Origin of the sequence: Luteipulveratus mongoliensis (assembly GCF_001190945.1) — a bacterium.
GTDB classification, from domain to species: Bacteria; Actinomycetota; Actinomycetes; order Actinomycetales; family Dermatophilaceae; genus Luteipulveratus; species Luteipulveratus mongoliensis.
The window spans coordinates 1,047,322-1,068,069 of sequence record NZ_CP011112.1 but is presented as its reverse complement, the minus strand read 5'-3'; the positions used below and the strand labels follow the sequence as shown (position 1 = coordinate 1,068,069).

The following is a 20,748-nucleotide window of genomic DNA, read 5'->3' as shown; positions in this document are numbered from 1 at the left end:
ATGTGACCCACGACACCACGAAGGCCTGGCCACCGGACCGAACCCGTGTGACCAGACCTTCGCGGTGCGGTCAGGTGGTGCGGGTGCCGACCGAGAGGTCGTTGTCGGGGGCTCCGCCGTTCGAGTTGTCCGCCGAGCCACTGCCCGTGCTGCCAGCGGACGGTGCATCGGGCGCCGGAACGTCCGACCGACCGCCCGGCGCACCCGGGCCGCCCGGCGCACCCGGGCCGCCCGGAGCACCCGGGGCGCCCGGATCGGCGGGCCGCTGCGGCGGCGTACGGTCCACGATGTTCGGCAGGTCCGCCTTGAGCAGCGAGGTGACCTTGGCGACCAGAGTCGTACGCGAAACCCCTTGCGCCTGAGCGATTTCGGCGAGCGACTTGCCGCTTCTCAGCTGGGTCGCGAGGTCGGTCTCAGAGAGCTTGAGCAGGCTCGCCAGCTCCTTGCTGTCGCCGAGCGGGCCGCCCTTGCCCGCACCGCCGTGACGCAGGGCCTTCTCGCGTACGCCGCCCGGCGCACCCTGGCGCTGCTGCCCCTTCTCGGTGCCGCGCTGCGCCTCGAGCGCCTTCGTGATCGCGTCCGACTGAGCCTGCGTGATCGTGCCCTTGGTGACCAGGCCGCTGAGCACGTCGGCGAGCGGCCCCTTGTGCTCGGCCTTGGCGCCCGCCTTGCCGTCGGAGTCGACGTCCGGCCGAGCCGGGCGATCCGTGGCCTTGCGATCGACGATCGTGCCGGCCTCCTTGTCGACGAACGCGCCGAGCCGCTGGACCAGCGTGGCCTTGCTGACGCCGTGTGCCGCCGCGATCTGGGTGAGCGACCTCCCGGCGGCCAGTCCGTCCGACAGCTGCTGCTCAGTCGCGCCGACCGCCTTGGCGATCTCGGCGTTGGACGCACCGAACATCCGCATCTGCACGTGCAGTCGTCCGGGCGCCTTGGGCCGATCCCCTTGCGCCTTGGGCCGCTCCGCCTTCAGCGCGTTGGTGACCGCATCGGCCTGCGCCTGGGTGATGGTGCCCTTGGAGACCAGGCCGGACAGCAGGGTCTTGAGCCGGTCGCCCGGCGCCGGACGGGCCTTCGCGTCATCAGACGCCGAGGCGCTCGGCGAGCTGACACTGGGTGTGCTGCTGGGACCTGTCGCCGCCAGGGCAGGCACGGCGATCGCGCCGGCCGCGACCAGGCCGAGGCCGGTGGCCGCGACGGTCATCTTCGTCCTACGGGACATGGGGGTACCTCTCGTCGGCGGCGGGGTACGACGCCCGCCGGGTCCTCCCACCGTCGTACGGCAACCTGTGGTGACCGCGGCTCAACCTGTGATTCAGATATGAGTTCGCCGGCGCAGGTCAGTCCTCCCAGGAGAAGAACCGGGTGGCGATCAGGGTCAGCACGGCCGCGAAGCCCAGCGTCAGCGCCATCGGCAGCAGCGCCGCGACCGGTCCCTCGCCGCGCACCATGGTGCCCTTCAGCCCGTCGACCAGCCAGCCCATCGGCAGCACCTTCGAGATCGCCTGGATCCACCCAGGTGACTCCTCCACCGGGATGAATGCTCCTGACAGGAACGCCATCGGCAAGGTGATCAGGTTGGCCAGCCCGACCGCCGCCTCCGAGGTCTTGGCGATCGACCCGCACAGCAGCCCGACGGACAAGAACGCCAACGTGCCGCAGAGCGTGAGGGGTATCGCCATGTACCAGGAGCCGGTGAGCTTGAGCCCGAGCACTATCGCGACTCCGATGAAGATCGCCAGCTGCACGAGGGCGATGGCCATCGAGACGGCGACCCGTGAGGTCACCACCGAGGACGTCGGGATCGGCGCGAGTCGCAGTCGGCGCAGTACGCCGCGCTTGCGCCACTCGACCAGCGTCGTGGCCGCCCCGAACGTCGCGCCCACAGCGATGCCGTAACCGATCATCCCGGGCGTGACGTACTGGATCGCTTTGAGCGACTCGTCCTGCACCGCCGACGCCGACAGCGTATAGCGCGGCGGCTGTCCTGTGACGGCGATGTTGGTGCCGTCGATGACCGAGCGCAGCACGCCCTGGACGGTCGCCGAGGCCACCGGGTCACCGTTGGACACCGTGAGCTGAAGGGTGTTGCCGTGCTGCTCGAGGACGGCACTGATGTCGTCCTTGCGCAGCTGCTTCAGCGCCTTCTCGCGCGGGATCCCCGTCTTGAGCTCCAAGGTCTCGCCGATCGCCTTGCGCGCGTCCGGCGGGAGCTGTTGTACGACAGGGACATTGCCCACCAGGGCGACCGTCTGCTTCGACGCGCCGCTGTCGGTGAACACGGTCCCGAAGATGATGATGAAGAACAGCGGAAAGAAGAGAGTGAAGAAGACGCTCGCTCGATCCCGGACGAAGCCCTTCCACATCGCGATGGCGAGACTGCGAAAACTCCTGCTACCAAAGGCCGTACGCCCAGCGCGAGGCTGGACGTCCACCGTCACCTTGCTCATGCGCGGTACTCCCGTCCCGTGAGCTCGAGGAAGACGTCCTCAAGGGTCGCGCCTCGAACTTGTAGGCCCGCCAGGGCATCTCGTTCGGCAAGCGCCGCGAGCACGGGCGACGGCTGACGAGTTGTGACCACGGTCGACGAGGCGTCCTCGGTCACGTCATCGACACCGGGCAGCGTGCGCGCAGCGGACGCATCAAGGGCCGACCGTTCGACCGAGATCCGCACCGGTGCGTCGAGCCCACGCACCAGCTCGGCGGGCGGACCGATACGCAGGATCCGGCCGTGGTCGATGACGGCGACGCGGTCGCAGAGGAGCTCGGCCTCGTCCATGTAGTGAGTGGTCAGGACGACGGTCTTGCCGCGCTGGTTGATCTCGCGCAGCAGGTCCCAGAGGTTGCGTCGCGCCTGCGGGTCGAGCGCCGCGGTCGGCTCGTCGAGGAACACCACCTCGGGGTCGTGCACGAGTGCGCAGGCGATCGACAGCCGCTGAGCCTGACCGCCGGACAGCTTCTCGGCCTGGGTGTCGGCCTTGTCGGTGAGCCCGACGAGGTCGAGCATCTCGTCCACCCGAGCCGACGGGGCGTCGTACAGCGAGCTGAAGGTGTGCAGCTGCTCGCGCGCGGTCAACCGGTCGAAGAAGGCGGTGGCCTGCAGCTGTACGCCCATCCGCGGCAGCAGCGCGGGGTTGCGCGGCCAGGGCGCCTCACCCAGCAGCCGGACCGTGCCGCCGTCGGGTTTGCGCAGGCCCTCGATCATCTCCAGCGTCGTGGTCTTGCCCGCACCGTTCGGGCCGAGGAGCCCGAAGAACTCTCCGTCCCGGACGCTGAAGGTGACGTCATCGACCACCGCGGTGCCGGCGTACGTCTTGACGAGGTTCTCGACCTCGATCGTGTCTGGCATGTCGCTCCCCTGAGCCGGAAGGGCCCCGTGGCCGATCCATCGCCGACCAACGTATCCGCGGCGCTGGGCGCCGCACAGGGTGATTTGTCACGACTCTTCGGCCACCAGCGAAGAGTGACCGGGCCTTCGTTATTGGCAGGCGGCTGTCGGTGGCGCGACCTACTCTGAACAGGTGTCAGGAGCCAAGGGGGCTGCCACCGGGCAGACCCCCACTGATCCACCGCCAGTCCCACCCGCAGAGCCCGCGCGGGCCGTCCCGCCCGCTGAGGCTGCCGTGATCCGTGCGGCCGAGTTCCTGCGCGCTCATCTCGACGAGCCGATCAGCGTCCAGGATGTCGCCGACCACGTCGGCTACTCCACCTTCCACCTGTCCCGGCTGTTCACCCGCGTGATCGGTGTGTCGCCGGTCCAGTACCTCGCCGCCCAGCGCTTCCAGCGGGCCAAGATGCTGCTGCTCAGCAGCGACGACTCCGTGGTCGACGTCTGCATGGCCGTCGGCTTCAGCTCGGTGGGCACCTTCACCCGTCGCTTCGTCGAAGAAGTCGGCACCAGCCCACGAGACTTCCGTCGCCTCCCCCACGCGATCGCCGCGCGCGAGACGCGGCCGACCGTCGTGATCGGTGCCGGCCGTGGCCGGGTCCAGGGCAGCGTACGGATGTCGCCGGCCGCCCTTGCGGCGATCGGCCCGAGCCCGCAGGTGTACGTCGGCCTGTTCCGTCACCCCGCACCGCGGGGCACTCCCGTGGCTGGGACGCGCATCATGCAGCCCGGCCCCTACGTCATCACCGGCGTACCGACCGGCCAGTGGTGGCTGCTCGCGGCAGCAGTCCCGCAGGACGACCCCGTCGGTCAGCTCCTCGTCCGCGACCTGGTGACGGCCGGCCTCCCCCGGGCGATCACGGTCGGAGAAGTCCTGCAAGGCACCCGACCCGCGCCCCCGTCGTACGACCTGATGCTCGCGCCGGCAGCGGCCTGGGCGACTCCGGTACTCCTCGCCCTCCCGACGCTCGGCGGGGACGCCACCGAGGGCGCCACCCACGGCGCCGCCCAAGACGCAGTCCAAGACTTCACCCAGATGCGCACGAACGGAGATGCCGACCCACCCCTGTCGCCCTAACGTCTGCTTCATGGGCGCTCATCCGATGATGTTCGTGAACCTGCCGGCACGTGACCTCGTCCGCAGCCGAGCGTTCTACACCTCCCTCGGCTATGCCATCAATGAGGAGTTCAGCGACCCGGGTGCGCTCTGCGTCGACATCAGCGACGCCATCCACGTGATCCTGCTGAGTCCCGAGCAGTTCGGCTCGTTCGTGCCGGGGCGGCAGGTCATCGACCCGAGTAACGCGGTTCAGGTCGACCTCGGACTGTCGGCGGAGAGTCGGCTGGCGGTCGATGTGCTCGCCGACAAGGCGATGGCCGCGGGAGCGACCGCGGTGCGCAAACCGGACGATCAGGGCTTCATGTACGGCCGGTCGTTCGCCGACCCGGACGGCCACATCTGGGAAGTCCTCTGGGTCGACATGGCGGCCGCCCGCACGAAGTGCTGAGTCAGTCGAGCTCGGCGAAGACGTCGTCCAGCAACGGCGCACCCGGTTCGCGCTGCGGCCAGGCGACGACCCAGGACTCGAAGCGCATCACCTTGACCCACTTCTCGTCGGAGCCGTCCGGGTCGAAGAGCACCCGCCGCTGACTGCGGTGCTCCCTGAACGCAGCCAGCATCGCCGCACCGTGGTCCCGGTTGTCGACCTGGACCCCGATCAGCTCATCAGCCGTGCCACGCAGGTGGTAGACCTGCGTCGGATCCCACGGCTCCAACCCGATCTGGACGCGGTATCGCTGCGAGAACTCGAAGAGCCGCTGCGGAATCACGGTGTACAGCAACCGTTTCAGACCTGGCCCAGGCTCTCGCCGTACGACGTCGAACGCCTCCGTGGTCGCCACCGACATCGCGATGTGGTCGGGGTGGCCGGACACCCCGTCGGGACCGAACGTAGCGACGACATCGGGCCGTTCCTCGCGCAGGAACGTGATGATCCGGTGACGCAACGCTGGAATACCGACCGCCTCGACTCCGCCGTCAGGCAGCCCGAGCCAGTCGTGGCGATGCGGTTTCGCCCCGACGGCGCACCACGCGTTCTCGTCCTCGCGTCGGCGCCACGCGCCGAGGTCCTCCGGAGCCACCGGGACGCCATGGGCGATCTCGCCCTTCTCGCCGTCAGTCGCGTGCAGCACCGAGAGCCGGAACTGCTCGTCCTGGGCATGGCGCGCCACCGTCCCGTACGCCGCGTAGCTCTCGTCGTCGGGGTGCGCGAGGATCAAGCTCAGATGGCGCCCCATGTAGACCAGGATCCGGCAAGGCCGGGTTTCGGACATGCGAATTGCCAGGACCGCCTGACTGGCCGTCGGCCAGCTCGCTGCAGTCCCCTTTAGCCTGTCGTGGTGACCGAGCCGACCGCGTACTACGAGCCCTTGGGCGATGGCACCTACCGACCGACGATCCTCGTGCAGGGCGCGTGGCGCGAGGACGAGCAGCACATGTCCGTGGTGGCCGGGCTCATCACCGAGGTGTTCGCGCAGCACAAGCCGCGCGACGGCATGGTTCTGAGCCGGATCGCCTTCGAGATCTTCGGCCAGATCCCCCTGTCCGACACGCACGTCGCCGTCGAGACGATCCGGCCCGGCCGCACGATCGAGCTGCTCGAGGCCACTGTGACGATCGGCGAGCGCGTGATCATCCGTGCGCGCGCCTGGCGACTGCAGTCGCAGGACACCACCGATGTCGCCGGACTCGAGCTGCCCTCCATGCCGGCGCCTGACACCTGCGAGCCGGTCGATGCCGCCGCCGAGTGGCAGGGCCGTTTCCTGGAGACCCTGGACTACCGCGCCGCACCCGGCGGGCGGGACGGCCGACGTCAGGTCTGGGCGCGCACTGACGTCGCGCTCATTGCCGGTACGACGGTCAGCCCGGTCGCGGCGTACATCACGCTTGTGGACCTCGCCAACGGCATCGCTACGCGCGTGCGTCCGACTGAGCTGCTCTACCCGAACGTCGACCTGACCATCCACCTGCTCCGCGCACCCGATCCCTCTTGGGTTGGCCTCGATACGTCAGTGACGTTCGGAGACAACGGGATTGGGCTCACATCGACGGTGCTGAACGACATCCATGGGCCGGTCGGTCGCGCCGAGCAGTGCCTCACGGTCAGGCACTTCCCGCCGGCCTAGGTCGGCCTAGGTCGGCTGGCTCCGCGCTACTGGAAGGCCGCCAGCAGGCCGCGCAGGGCAGCGACCAGCCGATCGGCATCGAACCGCTCAGGATCGTCCAGCAGCAGCCGACCGAAGTGCTCGACGGCCGCGAGGATCGCGTGCGCCATGACCTCCGAGTCGAGCTCTGCGCCCGGGCTCGTGGCCAGGTGGAGCGCGAGCGCCTCGGCGATCCGCAGCCGGACCATCTCGCGGTCCCTCTCGACCCTTCCCCTCACCACGGAGGGCCCGATGCTCGAGCTGAACAGGATCGGACGCCAGGTCAACGGGTTGGCGATCACGACGGAGACCATGCGACGCGCCAGCTCGGTGACGTAGCCCTCGAGGTCAGCTGCGGGTGTCCCGGCGGCAGCCTCGGCGAGCTGGGTCAGCGCTCGGCTTTCCTCGCGGTCCAGCAGACCCGTCAGCAGATCGCTCAGGTCGTCGAACACCCCGTAGACCACAGGTCTCGTCACACCGCACTCACGCGCGATGGCGTCCATCGAGACCGCTCGATATCCGTCTCGATCGATGATGACGAGCGCGGCGTCGAGCAGCTGCTCGCGGCGCTGCTCGCGCGGCAGACGCGCGGCATAGGCGCGCCGTGGGCGGCGTACCGACTCGGCTGCCACGGGACTCCGATCGGTGACGGGGCGGATGTGTCCCGACAGTCAACCCTAGCCAATTACTACACAGGCGTAGTAATTTGGAACGCAGACGACTGACGATCGATGGAGACCGCTCATGAAGCTCGTACCGCTCGCCAAGAAGGACACCCAGCCGCATGCGGACTACGGGTTCTTCGGCCCGGACTCGGTGACCTGGAAGGTGTGGAGCTATCCGACCTCGCTGACCGTCGGCTTCGTCCGCGCAGTCTCGATCGAGGAGCTGGACCCCGATCTCGTGGCGTCGGTCGAGCAGTCCGGCGCGGTCCGCAAGCGCACCCGTACGCGCTACGACCGGACGCTGCGCTACTTCGCGATGGTGGCGTTCGCAGACTCGAAGTCGACCGCACACGCCGCCGACATCCTGGTCAAGGTGCACTCCAAGGGCATCGGCATCGAACCCCTTAGCGGACAGCGGTACGACGCCAACGCGCCGCACTCGCAGCTGTGGATTCACCTCACCGCATGGCACTCGATCCTGTACGCCTACGAGAGGTACGGGCCGGGCCGGCTGAGCGAGGCCGAGGAGAACCAGTACTGGGAGGAGTGCGCGCTCGCCGCCGAGCTGCAGACGTGCTCGCCCGATGACGTCCCCCGCACCCGCGAAGGCATCCGGGAGTACTTCGAGACCATGCGGCCGCAGCTGGTCGGGTCTCCGTATGCCCAGTCGATGATGGACTTCCTGCTCGACGCCACGGGGGTCGTCCTCCGCGCGGGTCCGCTGGGGCCGGTCTCGTCGCTGTCCAACTTCATGATGCGCCGTGCCGTCATCGCCACCTTCCCGGGATGGATGCGCGAGATGGCCGGCACCAAGCAGCCCAAGGCCGTGGACGTGGCCATCCGACCCGTGATGAAGCTCGCCTTCCGGTCCATGCGGCTGAGCACGCACGGACAGCTCTGGCTGCTGAAGCAGCTCTCGCCGTCGACGGTGCCCGTCGTCGCGCCGATCCTGTTCGGGATCAAGCCGCTGAGCGAGACCACGACGACGCCCTCGCAGGCCCAGGAGACGTACGGCTACGACAAGCCCGCGGAAGCCCACCTGGATCTGCGTGCCCGTCAGGCCGACCGCGTGTTCACGCACAGCGAGAAGGCCAGCGACGAGGGCATCGTGGAGTCCGAGCCGATCCTGGGCGCGACCGCGATCGCCTGACGCGCTCGGTCAGCCGCTGTCGGTGGACGACGCCCGCTGCGCCTGGCTGACCTTCCCCCACCGCTGCTCCGGAGTGAGGTCGGGGTACTTCGCCGCGACCGGATCTGGCGGAGTCTTCGCAAGAATCTGGGCGACCTCGGCTGCCGTCTTGCCCGTGAGCTCGATGACGGCAGGCTTGCGGCTCTCGTAGGCATACTTCATGCCCGAAACCGGCACGCCGACGTCAGCCGAGAGGAGACTTCGCTCTCCTTGGAACATCGTGAACGGCACGATATACGTCTCGCCGACGAGGAAGCCTGGTCGCCCTCGCACGATGCTCGGTGTGGACTTTCCGCCGGTCACCTTCACGCCGAAGACGGTTTGGTCGACGGTCGGCGGAAGGTCGGCCTCGCCCTTGGCCTTCCACAGGGTGCGGATGATCGAGAACGTCGCAATCCGGGCCCGGGTGCCGTCGCCGTCGTTCGGCGTCGAAGCCGGCATGGTCTCCAGCGACAGCAGTCGCTCCGCGGTGATCTTGGCGAGGACGACATGCGTGCCGTACGTGACCCAATCCGTGCGCGTCTCGGTGGGCAACGCCTCGTCGCCGGACTGCGCCCACTGACCGGATATCGGTGTCGGGCCGGTCGCCGTCGCGGGGTCGGTGTCCTTCGCGCTCCCGCACGCAGCGATGACCATGGCGAGCAGGAGGGCGGCCGAACCGGCCGCCGCCTTCGAGAGTCTCCCCATCGTTCGCCCCGATCCCCTAGGCCTTCACGGTACGCCGCACCCGGCGCCGGCGTACGTCCTCGCCTAGTCCGCGCGCGCCGCCTCCACCGTGATCGACGCCTGTTTCACCACGGCGCGTAGTGCAGCCGTGCTGGCGCCGTCCGTGGCCTGCACGGCGATGCCCTGTGCCATCACCTGCACGTAGCGGGCCAGCGAGGGCACGTCGATGTCCGGTCGCAGATCGCCCTCGGCTACACCACGACGCAGGCGATCCTCGACCGACCTGCGGCCCGTACGACGTATGCCGCGCAGGTGCTCGGCGAGCTCGGTGTGTTCGGCCGACACCTGCAGGCAACCGGTCGAGATCATGCAGCCGTGCGGCAGGCCGCGACGGGTGAACTGGCGCGCGGCGTTCTCCATGACCCCCACCATCGCGTCGACCGCATTCGGGAGGGCCAGCGCAGCGGGGAGGCCACCACCGCTGTTCTCGCGGTAGCTGATCAAAGATCGTTGGTACAGCTCAGCTTTCGAGCCGAACGCGGAGTAGAGGCTCTGGGTCGTGATGCCCATCGCGGCCGTCAGCTCGCTGATCGATGTGCCGTCATAGCCGTGCTGCCAGAACAGCTGCGCGGCGGCGTACACCGCCTTGTCCTCGTCGAACGCGCGCGGACGACCGCGGGGGCGCGTCGGCCGCTCCTCAGAACTCTTCTGACTTTTCACAACGACCACTCTAGAAATGATCGGCCGATCTGGCTATGGTGGCTCACATTACGGATCGATCGCTCCGTAATTCGACCACCGAACGGAGCCCGCCATGACCACCGTCACCAGGCCACTCGCCCTTAGCCAGCACATCGACGACGTGATCGACCGCGCCATCGAGGAGGAGCGGGTCGTGGGCACCCGCGTGCTGGTCTCCGTCGACGGCGAGGTCGTGCACCGGCGCAGCGCCGGGCTGGCCGACCGTGAGGCCGGCACACCGATGCCGTCCGACCCCCTCTTCCTGCTCGCCTCCATCAGCAAGCCGGTCGTCACCGCCGCTGCGATGTCTCTGGTCGAGACCGGCGAACTGGCCCTCGACGCCCCGATCACGCGCTACCTGCCCGACTTCCGACCGTCCCTCCCGGACGGCACGACTCCTGAGATCACGATCGAGCAGCTGCTGACCCACACCGCCGGGCTGAGCTATGGGATGGACCCGGAGGGCTTCGAGCAGTTCGCTCGAGTCGGGGCCAGCACGGGCTTGGACCTTCCGGGCCTGACGGCGCAAGAGGCCGAGGCGCGACTCGCGAAGGTCCCGCTGATCTTCGCTCCCGGCGAGCGTTGGAGCTATTCGCCCGGCATCGACGTCGTCGGATGGGCGATCGAGGCCATCACCGGCCGGCGCCTCGGCGAGGTCGTGGCCGAACGCATCACCGGACCGCTCGGCCTCACCGACCTCGGCTTCTCCGTCACCGATCCGTCGCGCCTGGTCGTGCCGTATATCGAGGGCCCGTCGGGGCCGGAGCGGATGCGCGACGGCGACGTGGTCGAGTCCTTCGGATTCAGCATGAGGTTCGCTCCGAGTCGGATCGATGACCCGGGCTCCTACCACTCGGGCGGTGCTGGCATGGCCGGCAGCGCGGAGTCCGTCCTGGCCGTCCTCGAAGCGATCCGGACCGGTGGCGGCCCGATCCTGGCGCCGTCAACGGTCGAGGAGATGACCCGTGCCCGTGCGGGCGAGGGTCAGACCGAGCGTGGCCCGGGAGTCGCGTTCGGCCTCGGCTGGTCGGTCGTCACCGATCCCGCCGCTATCCCGCCGTCGTCGGTCGGGACGCTCCAATGGGGCGGGGTCTACGGGCACACCTGGTTCGTCGACCCGGCTCGCCGGCTGACGGTGGTGGCGTTGACGAACGCGGTGCCCGAAGGCTTGTTCGGAGCGTTCCCCGAAGACATCCGCAAGGCGGTCTACCGCGCGCTCTGAGGCTTCGCGCCTCCCGCCAGATCTAAGTACTGGTGGTTCGACTCGGTTCGGACTGCGTCAAACCACCGGTACTCAGTTCCGACTCGAGCTCGGCCGGCTCCGCGTCGGCCGGCACGGCGTCGGCCGGCTCAACCAGCGACTCGTCCCGGGCGCGCGAGCGCTTCAGCCACCAGCGCCATACGCCGATGACCACCAGCGCGTACGCCGCACCGGCCAGCTCGTCCAGGACGTAGTGCTCGCCCGCGTAGACCAGCGAGAACGCCATCAGCGCGGGATAGACCAGGAGCACGGCCCGCAACCAACGGCGCTTCGTGAGGTACATGAAGAAGACGGCGGCGAGGACGGCGTACGCCATGTGCAGCGAGGGCATCGCGGCCACCGGGTTGGACCGGTTCTGCGAGTCGTCGAGCACCTGGCTGGCGACATGCAGACCCAGCACGCTCCAGCCCTGGCCGGTGATCCGTTCGACCGGCGGACCGTCGATGTAGGCCTGCTGCGAGGCCAGCCACGGCGGCGACATCGGGAAGATGAAGTAGGTCGCCATGCCTGCCACGGCGAGCACCAGCACGAGCTTGACCCAGGTGCGGAAGCGGTCACGCGCCCGGATCCACAGGCCGACCGCGACCAGCGGCGTGACGACGAAGTGGCTGCAGTAGACGAGGGTGACGACCGCGGCGTACCAAGGAATGGTGGAGCCGGACGCGAAGTGCTCCTGGACCCACTGGTTGGGCAGCGTCCCGCCGAAGAGCGCCTTGTCGAACTCGACCGGCAGCTGCACGTGCAGCGGCGAGCCGAGCACGTTGGCGTCGCCCTCGTGCGGATAGCCGCGGGTGCCGTAGTGGCCGGCGATGCCGTAGCTGTAGTCGTAGGCGAGCAGCACACCCTGGAACGGCAGCCAGTCGCGCATGATCCGCAGCCACGCCGACCAGCCCTTGCCGAGCACCGCAATGCTGAGCCCGACGAGGATCCACAGCGTCAGACCGACCCGGTCCAAGGGGATGCCGTTGAGCGCGATCGAGACGATCAGCGTGAGCGCGTAGCCCGCCAGCGCGACCAGTCGCACCTGCCGCCAGGTGATGCTGCGGAAGGCCAGATCGGGGGTTGCGGCGGCGTCGGACGGGCGGGTTGACACCCGTTCGGTCGCGATCGCCATGGGTGAACTCTAAGCAACATGTCTGTGGACCCGCTGTGGCGTACAGATGTTGACAGGGTGCTGCGGCGCCTGGCCCGTGAAGCGGACATGAACGTTGCCCAAGCACGGTCGCGCCACTCTGGCCCTCCGTGGGAGCGGGCCTGGACAGTGGTCATGTGGACGGCATCGTGCAGGACGTCATCGCGCACCGTGGCGGAGCGGGCCTCGCTCCGGAGAACACGCTGGCCGCCTTCGCCGCGTCCTGGGCCCTCGGGGTCCGCACGCTCGAGACCGATGCGCGAGTGACCGCAGACGGCGTCGTCCTCGCCTTCCACGACTCGACCCTCGACCGTACGACGACGCGGCGCGGCCCTGTCTCCGCCGCCACATGGGCGGACCTGCGTCACGAGCCCGGGGTCACCCGCCTCTACGACGTGCTGGCGGCCTTCCCCGACGCCGAGCTGCTCGTGGACGTCAAGGACGAAGAGGCGATCGAGCCGCTCGCGGCGACCCTCCGTCGTACGGGCTCCGGCTCACGGGTCTGGGTGGCCGGCGGCTGGGACAGCTGGTTGGAGGCCGTCGTCGAACGCAGCCCGGGCACCCGCCGCGCGCTGGGCTGGAAGTCGTTGTCATCACTGATGTGGTCGGCTCGCCTCGGCGTCCGCGTCCCGGGCCGCGGGAGTACGACCGCGCTCGCCGCCCATGTGCCGTGGCGCCTCGGTGGCGTGCCCTGGTTGGCCGACCGACGAGTGGCCGGACGCCTCGTCGACATGTCGCACGCAATGGGTCTGCAAGTCCGCGCCTGGACCATCAATAAACCGGTAAACGTCCGACGCTTGGCCGATGACGGTGTGAACGGAATCATTACCGATCGCCCAGACCTTGCGCGTGAGACGTTGATTGATATAGGCGGTTGGACCCCGATGCGGGCCTTCCGAAGCGACGAACCTGCACAGACGTAACTTCGCAGAAAGTCCTGCCGATTCATTTACCTATTCATTTACATCTCTCCCTTACGGTGACGCCGTGGGACAGCACTCCAGTAGACCTCGCTCAGCAGCACGACACTCGGCTCTGCCCGGCAGAGGGCCCAACCTCATCGCCGCCGCGCTGGCGGTGATCGTCGTCGCGGTGATCGGCGGCGCTTCGGCCTGGGCCCTGCACGGCAGCGGGAAGGACTCCGCCAGCGGAGCCGGCGGACCGGGTGGTCAGGCAGCGGTGGCCGGCCAGCCCCCGACCGTGGCCGGGTGCCGCCAACGGCCTCTTCGCGTCGCGACGACGGCGGAGATGGCACCGGTGGTCAGCCGGCTGACGCATTCGATGCTGACCTCGGACGGGTGCGCGCGGGTCGCGGTCACTGTGAACACGCCGGCACAGGTGGTGAGCGCGATTCGGGCCGAGGACTCTTACCGTCCAACCGTCTGGATCCCCGACAGCACGGTGTGGACCAATGAGCTGCGCAGCGCTGAGTTCAAGCTCGGCCCGACGCTCGCCGTCAGCCCGACCGTGATGGCCGTGCCCGCGGCGCTCGCGACCTCGAGCACCACCGGCTTGCAGCCGTGGAAGACCATCAACGCGATGCCTCAGCTGATGGCCGGTCCCGACGTGTCGACACCGACCGCTCTCGCGCTGGCCTCGGCCGGACAGAACGGCGCCGCCCCGATCGGCGCAGCCGCGCCGCCGGTCGGCGAGTCCAATGTGGTGCAGCCGCAAGAAGGCACGCAACCTCAAGGCGGCAAGATTGCGGCCGGCAAGATACCGGCCGGTAAGACTCAGCAAGAGCTCGGTAAGCCTCAGGCGCAGAAGTCCACCACGAGCGTGTCCAGCATGGATCAGCTCTCCGGGATGATTCTTCAGATGAGCCGCGCCGACACCCGGAGCGAGGCCCTGTTCACGCAGACGAATTCCCCCAAAGGTCAGGCCAAGGCCTTTCCGACCAGTGAGCAGGCGGTGCAGAGCCATAACGCCACACACGCACAAGGCAAACTGTCGGCCGCCATTCCCAGTGAAGGCGTCGCGATGCTCCGCTATCCCTTCGTCCGGGTGACGGGCACACCTTCGAGTGCGCTGAGCACCGTCGATGAGCTGCAGCGGCTGCTGACCAGCAGCACCGCTCAGGCCCAGCTGCGGAGTGCAGGATTCCGGGTCACCCCGACCGAGCGCGGCCCCGGCGTGCCCGGGGTGCCGAGCAGCCTCAAGGTGACTCCGGACCCCGCGGTCGGCGACGTCACCCAGCTGGTCAACCTGTGGCACCGCGCGTCCGAGGACAGCACCCAGCTGTGGGTCATCGACGTGTCCGGCTCGATGCAGGCGGCGGCCGGGAAGTCGACCAGCATCAAGCTGGCGCGCGATGCGGCTCGGATCGCCCTCAAGGGCCTGCCCTCCTCGACCGAGATGGGTCTGTGGAAGTTCTCGACCAACCTGGGCGCGACCGAGGACCACAAGGAGATCCAGCCGATGCGCCGCCTCGATGCGCGCGCGGGCTACACCGACCAGCGGGCACTGCTGGACGCCGGACTCCAAGGACTGCCGCAGCAGACGCAGGGCGACACCGGTCTGTACGACACGATCCTGGCCGCCTTCCAGAGCGCCAACTCCAACTACAACCCGTCGCGGGTCAACTCCATCGTGCTGCTGACCGATGGCGCGAACGATGACCCGACTGGCGGCGTCGGCCTCGACGCCTTGCTGGCCACTCTCACCCGACTGCGCAGCTCCGAGCGCCCGATCAACCTGATCCTCATCGGCGTCGGCGACAAGGTGAACCTCCCGGCGATGCAGCAGATCACCGCCGCGGCAGGCAACCAGAGCAAGACGTTCCACGCCCTGACCCCGGAGAACATCAAGCAGATCTTCCTCGAGGTGATGCAGGTTCGGGCGCGGTGATCGCGGGGCTCGTACGACGCCAAGGGGCGGCAGGACGCGTACGACGTCCGTAGGACTGCCGCTATCACGGATCGAGTGACGACGGTCACACTCGGCACGGCAACTTACGAGATCGTCACTGAGCACGCGGGCGCGCAGTTTAGAGTGGCACCCCGTGGGACGTCATTCAGCCACGCCGTCATCCGGCCGGCACACCTCAACCGGGCCTGGCGGTCGTCTGCTGGCGGCTGTTCTCGCCGTCGCTGTCGCCGTCCTGCTCGTGGGCGGCGCGATCTGGGTCCTCGGTGACCGAGGCAATTCCAAGGACGCTACCGGAGGCGGCAACGCCACCGGTGGATCAGGGTCCGAGGGATGCGAGCAGCAGCCCGTGCGGGTCGCCACGACGGCCGAGATGGCGCCGGTCATCAACGACCTCACCAAGGGCACGATCCGGGACGACGGCTGCACCAGCTACGTCGTCACCGTCAACACCCCGACCGAGGTCACCGATTCCATCCGCACGCAGGACAAGCAGCGGCCGGCCGTGTGGATCCCCGACAGCACCGTGTGGACCAAGGACCCGGGCCTTGCCGATGTCACGGTCGGTCCGACCGTCGCGACCTCGCCCAGCATGATCGCCGTCCCGGCCAGCCTGGCGAGCCCGGCCACCACGGGCGCTCAGCCCTGGAAGTCGATCACGACCTCGATGCCGTTCCTGATGGACCGGCCGGAGGCGTCCTCGCCCACGACACTCGCCGTCACGGCCGCCAGTCGTACGCTCGGCACCGACCAGCGTGCGAAGGAAGCGCTCACCAGCACGATCCTGGAGATGAGTCACGCTGACACCTCGGGGGGCGCGCTCTTCGACCAAGCATCTGCGGTCAAGACCAAGGCCCGCGCCTTCCCATCGAGCGAGCAGGCGATCGCGGCGTACAACCGGGACAACCCGCAGTCCAAGCTCTCCGCGCTGGTGCCCAAGGAGGGCACGGCGATGCTGCGCTACCCGTTCGTGCGGATCAAGGACGCGCCGGGCAGCACCCCGGAGGCCGTCGACAGCCTCCAAAAGCTGCTCACCAGCGACGACGCCAAGGTGTCACTGCGCAACAACGGCTTCCGGATCGCGGAGAGCGAGTCCGGTCCCAGCCTGCCGGGCGAGCCCAACCCGATGCCCCAGACCATCGCCGACCCGAGTGACGCCGAGGTCACCCAGCTGCTCGACCTGTGGGGCAAGGCCGCACTCGACAGTCGCCAGCTGGTCGTTATCGACGTGTCCGGCTCGATGCAGGGCCGCACCAAGGGCGGGGACACCCGCATCCAGCTCGCGCGCGACGCCGGCAAGATCGGCCTGGCCACCATCCCGCGCACGACCGAGATGGGGCTGTGGACCTTCTCGACCCTGCTCGCTGGCCAGAAGGACTACAAGGAGCAGGTGCCGATCCGGCGGCTGGACACCAAGGTCGGCAGCTCTGACCAGTTCGCCACCCTGACCAAGGCGATGAACGATCTGCCGGGCCAGACCCGCGGCGACACCGGGCTGTTCGACACCACGCTCGCCGCCTATCAAGCCGCCGTGACGTCGTACAACCCCAACCGCGTCAACTCCGTCGTCATCATCACCGACGGCGCCAACGACGACCCGGCCGGTGGCATCAGCCAGGAAGCGCTGATCGCCAGCCTCAAGCGGATCAAGAACCCCGACCGTCCGGTGTCGATCATGATGATCGGGCTGGGCACCGAGCCCAAGCAGAGCGAGCTGCAGCCCATCGTCAGCGCGGTCGGCGGTGAGGTCTTCCAGGCCCAGAACCCCGAAGACGTCAAGCAGATCTTCCTCAAGGCCATCCAGTCCCGTCAGGCGTCCAGCTGAGCCACCCCGACCGGGTCCAGCACGAGACGGACCCTATCGCCGGCCTGCGGCACCTGCGCGAGGTGGCCGATGGCGTCCGCCGGTCCGATCTCGTCGACGTCGACCCGCAGTCGTACGACGTCCGCAGCCTGCGTAGCCGCGGTCACCGTCGCCGCCAGCTCGCCTGCCGGATCCATCCGCAGCGCCTGCGGCCGTAACGCCACCTGCTCGGCGCCGGGCACGATCTGCGCGGCGGCCAGACCACTGAGAACCGTTGAGTAGCCGAGGAACTCGGCCGTCTCGACGTCCGCCGGATGGTGCCACACGTCCGCCGTACTGCCCTGTTGGACGACTCGGCCCTCTCGCATGACCGCCATCCTGTCGGCCACGGTGAACGCCTCGTCATGGTCGTGCGTCACCATCAACGCCGTGGTGCCGGACTCGGTGAGGATGCGTCGCAGGTCGGCGCCCAATCGGTCTCGCAGAGCGCGGTCCAGCGAGGACAGCGGCTCGTCGAGGAGCAGCATCCTCGGCCGACCGGCCAACGCCCGCGCGAGCGCCACCCGTTGCTGCTGGCCGCCGGACAGCGTTCCGGGGCGGCGACTTCCGAGGTCGGGCAGTCCCACGAGCTCGAGCAGCTCGCGGACTCGCGGTGCGATCTCGCGACGCGGAATCCGTTGCCGGCGAAGGGCGTACGCGACATTCCCGGCGACGTCGAGATGGGCGAACAGCTGACCGTCCTGGAACATCAGCGCGAAGCCGCGTCGGTGCGTGGGTACGCCGGTCACGTCTTGGCCGCCGAACAGCACTCTCCCCGCGTCGGGTTGCTGCAGACCGGCGATCACGCGCAGGAGGGTCGACTTGCCGCAGCCCGACGGCCCGAGGACGGCCAGCACCTGACCTGCCTCGAGGTCGAGGCTGACGTCGTCGACCGCGACCGTGTCGCCGAACCGCACCGAGACGTGCTCGAGCTGGAGGCCGGGCTCGCTCGACGGCTGCTCGGTGCTCGCTGGCTCGTCAGCGGCCGTGGACGATGTCACAGCCATCAGAATGCACCCCAGGAGCCGACGCGGAGCCGCTCGACCAGGCCCATGATCGTGACCGTCACGAGCGCGAGCACGACCGATGCGGCCAGCGCCATCCCGAAGCTGTCCCCCGTCGGTCGGCCGATCAGCTGATAGATCACGACCGGGAGGGTCGGCCGCTCAGGTCGCGCCAGGAAGCTGGTCGCGCCGAACTCCCCCAGCGACACGGCCATGGCGAAGCCGGTGGCGGCCAGCAGCGGCCGCCAGACCACGGGCAGGTCGACGCTGATCCACGCGCGCACCGGCCCGGCACCCAGGGTGGACGCGGCCTCACGCTGACGCGGGTCGATCGAGCGCAGGACCGGCGCGAGGGTGCGTACGACGAGAGGCAGCGCGACCATCGCCTGCGCAATTGGCACCAGGATCGGCGATGACCGCAGGTCCAGAGGCGGCCGGTCGAGGGTGATGAGGAAGCCGAATCCGACTGTCACTGCTGATATTCCGAGCGGGAGCATGAACGCGCCGTCGAGGAGGGCGAGCCCGCGCCGCGCTCTCTTGGTCGACCCACGGCGAGAGACGATGACGGCCACGATCACGCCTAGCAGCATGGCGAGCAGCGTCGCGTCGATCGCGGTCCGCCACGAGTTGCGGATGGCTTCGGTGACGGGGACGAGGACCTCGGTGCCGCCGGTCCCGTTCAGCCGACGGTAGTTCGCGAGGCTCCAGTGGCCGTCGACCTGCAGCGACCGCACGACAAGCGTGACCACCGGGGCGAGCACGAACCCCACGACCAGCGCGGTCAGGACAGCGGGGAGGGTGTCACTGCGGCTCGGGCGACGAGCGGCCGTCGTACGGCTCGATCGGGAGACGACACGCTCACGTCGGGTGCGTGTGATGTCCGCGAGCACGAGGAGGACCAGGACCGCGACCAGCTGCAGGAGGCTGAGGACGGCGGCGGCCCGGAGGTCGAGGAAGTCGGTGGTGAGGAGGTAGATCTCAGTCTCGATGGTGCTGTAGCGCAGTCCACCGAGCGTGAGCACAACGCCGAAAGCCGTTGAGCAGAAAAGGAATACGACACTTCCGGCCGACACGATGGCTGGCGTGAGGGCCGGCAGCGTGACCGTGCGGAAGACCTGCCACGGACTCGCGCCGAGAGCGGCCGCCGACTCCTCCGCACGCGGGTCGAGGCTCTCCCACATGCCGCCCACCGTGCGCACCACGACGGCCAGGTTGAAGAACACCAGGGCCAGCAGGATGGCGAACCTCGAGCCGTCGATCCCGAGGAATCCCAATGGTCCTGACGGCGCCAGCAGGGTCCGGAAGGCCACACCGACGACGACCGTGGGCAGCACGAACGGCATGACCACGAGCGCCCGGAGCAGTCGCTGGCCGGGGAACGAGAGGCGGTGCAGGACGTACGCGGCGGGGAGCCCGAGCACGACGGTGATCAGGGTCGCGAGCGCGGCCATCCAGACGGTGAACCAGAGAACTCGCTGGATGCGCGAACGGCCAAGCACACCAAGGGCATCCGAGATCGCCCACTGGCCGTCCGGATGCAGTCCGCGACCGACCATGCCGCCCACCGGCCAGGCGAAGAAGATGGCCAAGAAGGCCAGCGGCACGACCGCGAGCAGGGCGAGAGCCCAGCCCGTGGTCGTACGCCGGTGAGATCTCACTTCGAGACGATGTCCTGCCACTCGGTGAGCCAGGTCTGACGGTTCTTCGCGATGTCAGCCGGCGAGACGTCGTACGGCTTGGTCGGCTGCTTGGCGAACTTCTGCCAGTCGGCGGGCAGCGTCGCGCTCTTGCTGACCGGGAAGACGTACATGTTGGTCGGCAGCGCGTCCTGGAACGCCTTGCCCTGCATCCAGTCGATGAGTGCCTTGGCGCCCGTCGGGTTCTTGGCGCCCTTGATGACGCCGGAGTACTCGACCTGGCGGAAGCAGGTGTCGAGCAGGGCTGCGGTTGTTGATTTCCCGTCCTTGACGGTGAATGCCGGAGAGGTGTCGTACGACCACACGATCGGGCGGTCGCCCTTGCCTTCACCCTGGGTGAAGTCGACGTTGTAGGCGTCCTCCCAGCCGCTGGTGATCTTGACGCCGTTGGCGACGAGCCACTTCCAGTAGGCCTGCCAGCCCGTCCCGTCACGGTGCTCCCTTCCGACGGTCGCTAGCAGCATCGCCAGGCCGGGCGACGAGGTCGGCGCGCCGGGCACGACCATGAGGTTCTTGTACTCCCGCTTCGAGGCGAGGTCGTCGAACGTCTTGGGCGGCGCGATCTTCTTCTTCGCGAACCAGGTGGTGTCGATGTTGACGCAGGTGTTGGCGTAGTCGACCGGCGTCAGCTGGTCTCCACCGTCCTTCAACGCGTACGCCGACCCGCCGGGCGCGGGAGTCTTCGGCGTGTACGCATCGAGCACACCCTCGGAGATCACCCGCGAGGCGAAGGTGTTGTCGATGCCGAAGACCGCGTCACCGAGGGGCGAACCCTTAGTCAGCACCAGCTTGTTGGCGACCTGGCCGGCGTCGCCGGACGGCGTGACCTTGACCGTGTAGCCGGTCTCCTTGGTGAACTGCGCGAGCAGCGGCTTGGGCACGTTGAACGAGTCGTGCGTGATGAGGGTGACGGTTTTGTTGGCGGGCGCTGCGCTGCCCGTGGTGGCGCCTTGGGGTGCGGCGGTGCTCTTTGAATCACTCGAGTCGCCGTCACCGTCGCTCAGTGAGCAGCCGGCCAGGGTGAGGGTGACCGCGATCGCCGCGGTGAGGTGCGTCGTACGACGCATGGGACGTCCTCCTTGTCGTAAGGAGG

Annotated in this window: 19 protein-coding genes; 8 read left to right on the top strand and 11 right to left on the bottom strand. The window is 68.7% G+C overall.

Annotated elements, in window-relative coordinates; genetic code table 11:
* Positions 1 to 70 precede the first annotated feature (70 nt).
* The 3 genes from VV02_RS04975 to VV02_RS04965 all read right to left on the bottom strand — a co-directional run bounded on the left by VV02_RS04975 (position 71) and on the right by VV02_RS04965 (position 3,349).
* On the bottom strand, positions 71 to 1,222 hold the full coding sequence (locus tag VV02_RS04975; protein ID WP_157063277.1) for a hypothetical protein: 1,152 nt from the start codon (positions 1,220 to 1,222) through the stop codon (positions 71 to 73).
* A 118-nt stretch (positions 1,223 to 1,340) separates the two neighbouring features.
* Entirely contained in the window at positions 1,341 to 2,450 is a 1,110-nt protein-coding gene (locus VV02_RS04970) for an ABC transporter permease (protein WP_218917349.1), read from the bottom strand.
* On the bottom strand, positions 2,447 to 3,349 hold the full coding sequence (locus tag VV02_RS04965) for an ABC transporter ATP-binding protein (protein WP_052590255.1): 903 nt from the start codon (positions 3,347 to 3,349) through the stop codon (positions 2,447 to 2,449). The genes VV02_RS04970 and VV02_RS04965 overlap by 4 nt, the downstream gene beginning before the upstream one ends.
* 172 nt (positions 3,350 to 3,521) lie before the next feature.
* Here VV02_RS04965 and VV02_RS04960 point away from each other — a divergent pair, with 172 nt between their 5' ends.
* Positions 3,522 to 4,466 carry a helix-turn-helix domain-containing protein gene (locus tag VV02_RS04960; RefSeq protein WP_083449917.1) on the top strand — a complete coding sequence of 315 codons (945 nt, stop codon included), beginning with the start codon at positions 3,522 to 3,524 and terminating at the stop codon, positions 4,464 to 4,466.
* 10 nt (positions 4,467 to 4,476) lie between these two features.
* The gene (locus VV02_RS04955; RefSeq protein ID WP_218917348.1) at positions 4,477 to 4,896 is read left to right on the top strand and encodes a VOC family protein; all 420 of its coding nucleotides are present in this window, start codon (positions 4,477 to 4,479) and stop codon (positions 4,894 to 4,896) included.
* 1 nt (position 4,897) lies between these two features.
* On the opposite strand, the gene VV02_RS04950 is transcribed toward VV02_RS04955, so the two are convergent.
* Entirely contained in the window at positions 4,898 to 5,686 is a 789-nt protein-coding gene (locus VV02_RS04950; RefSeq protein ID WP_052590253.1) for a PIG-L deacetylase family protein, read from the bottom strand.
* A 102-nt stretch (positions 5,687 to 5,788) separates the two neighbouring features.
* Here VV02_RS04950 and VV02_RS04945 point away from each other — a divergent pair, with 102 nt between their 5' ends.
* Positions 5,789 to 6,574 (top strand): thioesterase family protein, encoded by a 786-nt coding sequence (locus VV02_RS04945; RefSeq protein ID WP_245633000.1) that lies wholly within the window; start codon positions 5,789 to 5,791, stop codon positions 6,572 to 6,574.
* A 26-nt stretch (positions 6,575 to 6,600) separates the two neighbouring features.
* Here the strand turns inward: VV02_RS04945 and VV02_RS04940 are convergent, their stop codons facing one another.
* Positions 6,601 to 7,224: a TetR/AcrR family transcriptional regulator gene (locus tag VV02_RS04940; RefSeq protein ID WP_052590251.1), complete on the bottom strand. Its 624-nt coding sequence runs from the start codon at positions 7,222 to 7,224 to the stop codon at positions 6,601 to 6,603.
* A 112-nt stretch (positions 7,225 to 7,336) separates the two neighbouring features.
* Between VV02_RS04940 and VV02_RS04935 the strand changes: the two genes are divergently transcribed.
* On the top strand, positions 7,337 to 8,407 hold the full coding sequence (locus tag VV02_RS04935; RefSeq protein WP_052590250.1) for an oxygenase MpaB family protein: 1,071 nt from the start codon (positions 7,337 to 7,339) through the stop codon (positions 8,405 to 8,407).
* 9 nt (positions 8,408 to 8,416) lie between these two features.
* Here the strand turns inward: VV02_RS04935 and VV02_RS04930 are convergent, their stop codons facing one another.
* Together VV02_RS04930 and VV02_RS04925 are read right to left on the bottom strand one after the other, a co-directional pair.
* Positions 8,417 to 9,133: a hypothetical protein gene (locus VV02_RS04930; RefSeq protein WP_052590249.1), complete on the bottom strand. Its 717-nt coding sequence runs from the start codon at positions 9,131 to 9,133 to the stop codon at positions 8,417 to 8,419.
* 63 nt (positions 9,134 to 9,196) lie between these two features.
* Positions 9,197 to 9,832, bottom strand: a complete 636-nt coding sequence (locus VV02_RS04925; protein ID WP_169787640.1) for a TetR/AcrR family transcriptional regulator — start codon at positions 9,830 to 9,832, stop codon at positions 9,197 to 9,199.
* 94 nt (positions 9,833 to 9,926) lie between these two features.
* On the opposite strand from VV02_RS04925, the gene VV02_RS04920 reads away from it, so the two are divergent.
* Positions 9,927 to 11,075 (top strand): serine hydrolase domain-containing protein, encoded by a 1,149-nt coding sequence (locus tag VV02_RS04920; RefSeq protein ID WP_052590247.1) that lies wholly within the window; start codon positions 9,927 to 9,929, stop codon positions 11,073 to 11,075.
* 22 nt (positions 11,076 to 11,097) lie between these two features.
* Here the strand turns inward: VV02_RS04920 and VV02_RS04915 are convergent, their stop codons facing one another.
* Positions 11,098 to 12,228, bottom strand: coding sequence for a phosphatase PAP2 family protein (locus VV02_RS04915; protein WP_052590246.1), 1,131 nt, complete (start codon positions 12,226 to 12,228; stop codon positions 11,098 to 11,100).
* Positions 12,229 to 12,356: 128 nt separating this feature from the next.
* Here VV02_RS04915 and VV02_RS04910 point away from each other — a divergent pair, with 128 nt between their 5' ends.
* The 3 genes from VV02_RS04910 (at position 12,357) to VV02_RS04900 (ending at position 16,936) form a co-directional block, all read left to right on the top strand.
* Positions 12,357 to 13,169 carry a glycerophosphodiester phosphodiesterase family protein gene (locus VV02_RS04910; protein ID WP_083449913.1) on the top strand — a complete coding sequence of 271 codons (813 nt, stop codon included), beginning with the start codon at positions 12,357 to 12,359 and terminating at the stop codon, positions 13,167 to 13,169.
* Between the two features lie 64 nt (positions 13,170 to 13,233).
* Positions 13,234 to 15,093 carry a substrate-binding domain-containing protein gene (locus VV02_RS04905; RefSeq protein WP_157063276.1) on the top strand — a complete coding sequence of 620 codons (1,860 nt, stop codon included), beginning with the start codon at positions 13,234 to 13,236 and terminating at the stop codon, positions 15,091 to 15,093.
* A gap of 154 nt (positions 15,094 to 15,247) precedes the next feature.
* Positions 15,248 to 16,936: a substrate-binding domain-containing protein gene (locus tag VV02_RS04900; RefSeq protein WP_052590243.1), complete on the top strand. Its 1,689-nt coding sequence runs from the start codon at positions 15,248 to 15,250 to the stop codon at positions 16,934 to 16,936.
* Here VV02_RS04900 and VV02_RS04895 read toward each other — a convergent pair.
* The 3 genes from VV02_RS04895 to VV02_RS04885 are packed head-to-tail and all read right to left on the bottom strand — an operon-like array spanning position 16,921 to position 20,722.
* Positions 16,921 to 17,961, bottom strand: a complete 1,041-nt coding sequence (locus VV02_RS04895) for an ABC transporter ATP-binding protein (RefSeq protein WP_083449912.1) — start codon at positions 17,959 to 17,961, stop codon at positions 16,921 to 16,923. The genes VV02_RS04900 and VV02_RS04895 overlap by 16 nt on opposite strands.
* A complete protein-coding gene (locus VV02_RS04890; RefSeq protein WP_052590242.1) occupies positions 17,961 to 19,616 on the bottom strand; it encodes an ABC transporter permease in 1,656 nt (551 codons plus the stop codon). Before VV02_RS04890 ends, VV02_RS04895 begins: the two co-directional genes overlap by 1 nt.
* Positions 19,613 to 20,722, bottom strand: coding sequence for a thiamine ABC transporter substrate-binding protein (locus tag VV02_RS04885; RefSeq protein ID WP_052590241.1), 1,110 nt, complete (start codon positions 20,720 to 20,722; stop codon positions 19,613 to 19,615). The genes VV02_RS04890 and VV02_RS04885 overlap by 4 nt, the downstream gene beginning before the upstream one ends.
* Positions 20,723 to 20,748 lie beyond the last annotated feature (26 nt).

What these genes read in the sequence shown, in the direction of transcription:
- VV02_RS04920 (WP_052590247.1), top strand. Translation starts at nt 9,927, where the DNA reads ATGACCACCGTCACCAGGCCACTCGCCCTTAGCCAGCACATCGACGAC.
- VV02_RS04970 (WP_218917349.1), bottom strand. Translation starts at nt 2,450, where the DNA reads ATGAGCAAGGTGACGGTGGACGTCCAGCCTCGCGCTGGGCGTACGGCC.
- VV02_RS04885 (WP_052590241.1), bottom strand. Translation starts at nt 20,722, where the DNA reads ATGCGTCGTACGACGCACCTCACCGCGGCGATCGCGGTCACCCTCACC.
- VV02_RS04915 (WP_052590246.1), bottom strand. Translation starts at nt 12,228, where the DNA reads ATGGCGATCGCGACCGAACGGGTGTCAACCCGCCCGTCCGACGCCGCC.
- VV02_RS04975 (WP_157063277.1), bottom strand. Translation starts at nt 1,222, where the DNA reads ATGTCCCGTAGGACGAAGATGACCGTCGCGGCCACCGGCCTCGGCCTG.
- VV02_RS04965 (WP_052590255.1), bottom strand. Translation starts at nt 3,349, where the DNA reads ATGCCAGACACGATCGAGGTCGAGAACCTCGTCAAGACGTACGCCGGC.
- VV02_RS04950 (WP_052590253.1), bottom strand. Translation starts at nt 5,686, where the DNA reads ATGGGGCGCCATCTGAGCTTGATCCTCGCGCACCCCGACGACGAGAGC.
- VV02_RS04935 (WP_052590250.1), top strand. Translation starts at nt 7,337, where the DNA reads ATGAAGCTCGTACCGCTCGCCAAGAAGGACACCCAGCCGCATGCGGAC.
- VV02_RS04895 (WP_083449912.1), bottom strand. Translation starts at nt 17,961, where the DNA reads ATGGCTGTGACATCGTCCACGGCCGCTGACGAGCCAGCGAGCACCGAG.
- VV02_RS04955 (WP_218917348.1), top strand. Translation starts at nt 4,477, where the DNA reads ATGGGCGCTCATCCGATGATGTTCGTGAACCTGCCGGCACGTGACCTC.
- VV02_RS04930 (WP_052590249.1), bottom strand. Translation starts at nt 9,133, where the DNA reads ATGGGGAGACTCTCGAAGGCGGCGGCCGGTTCGGCCGCCCTCCTGCTC.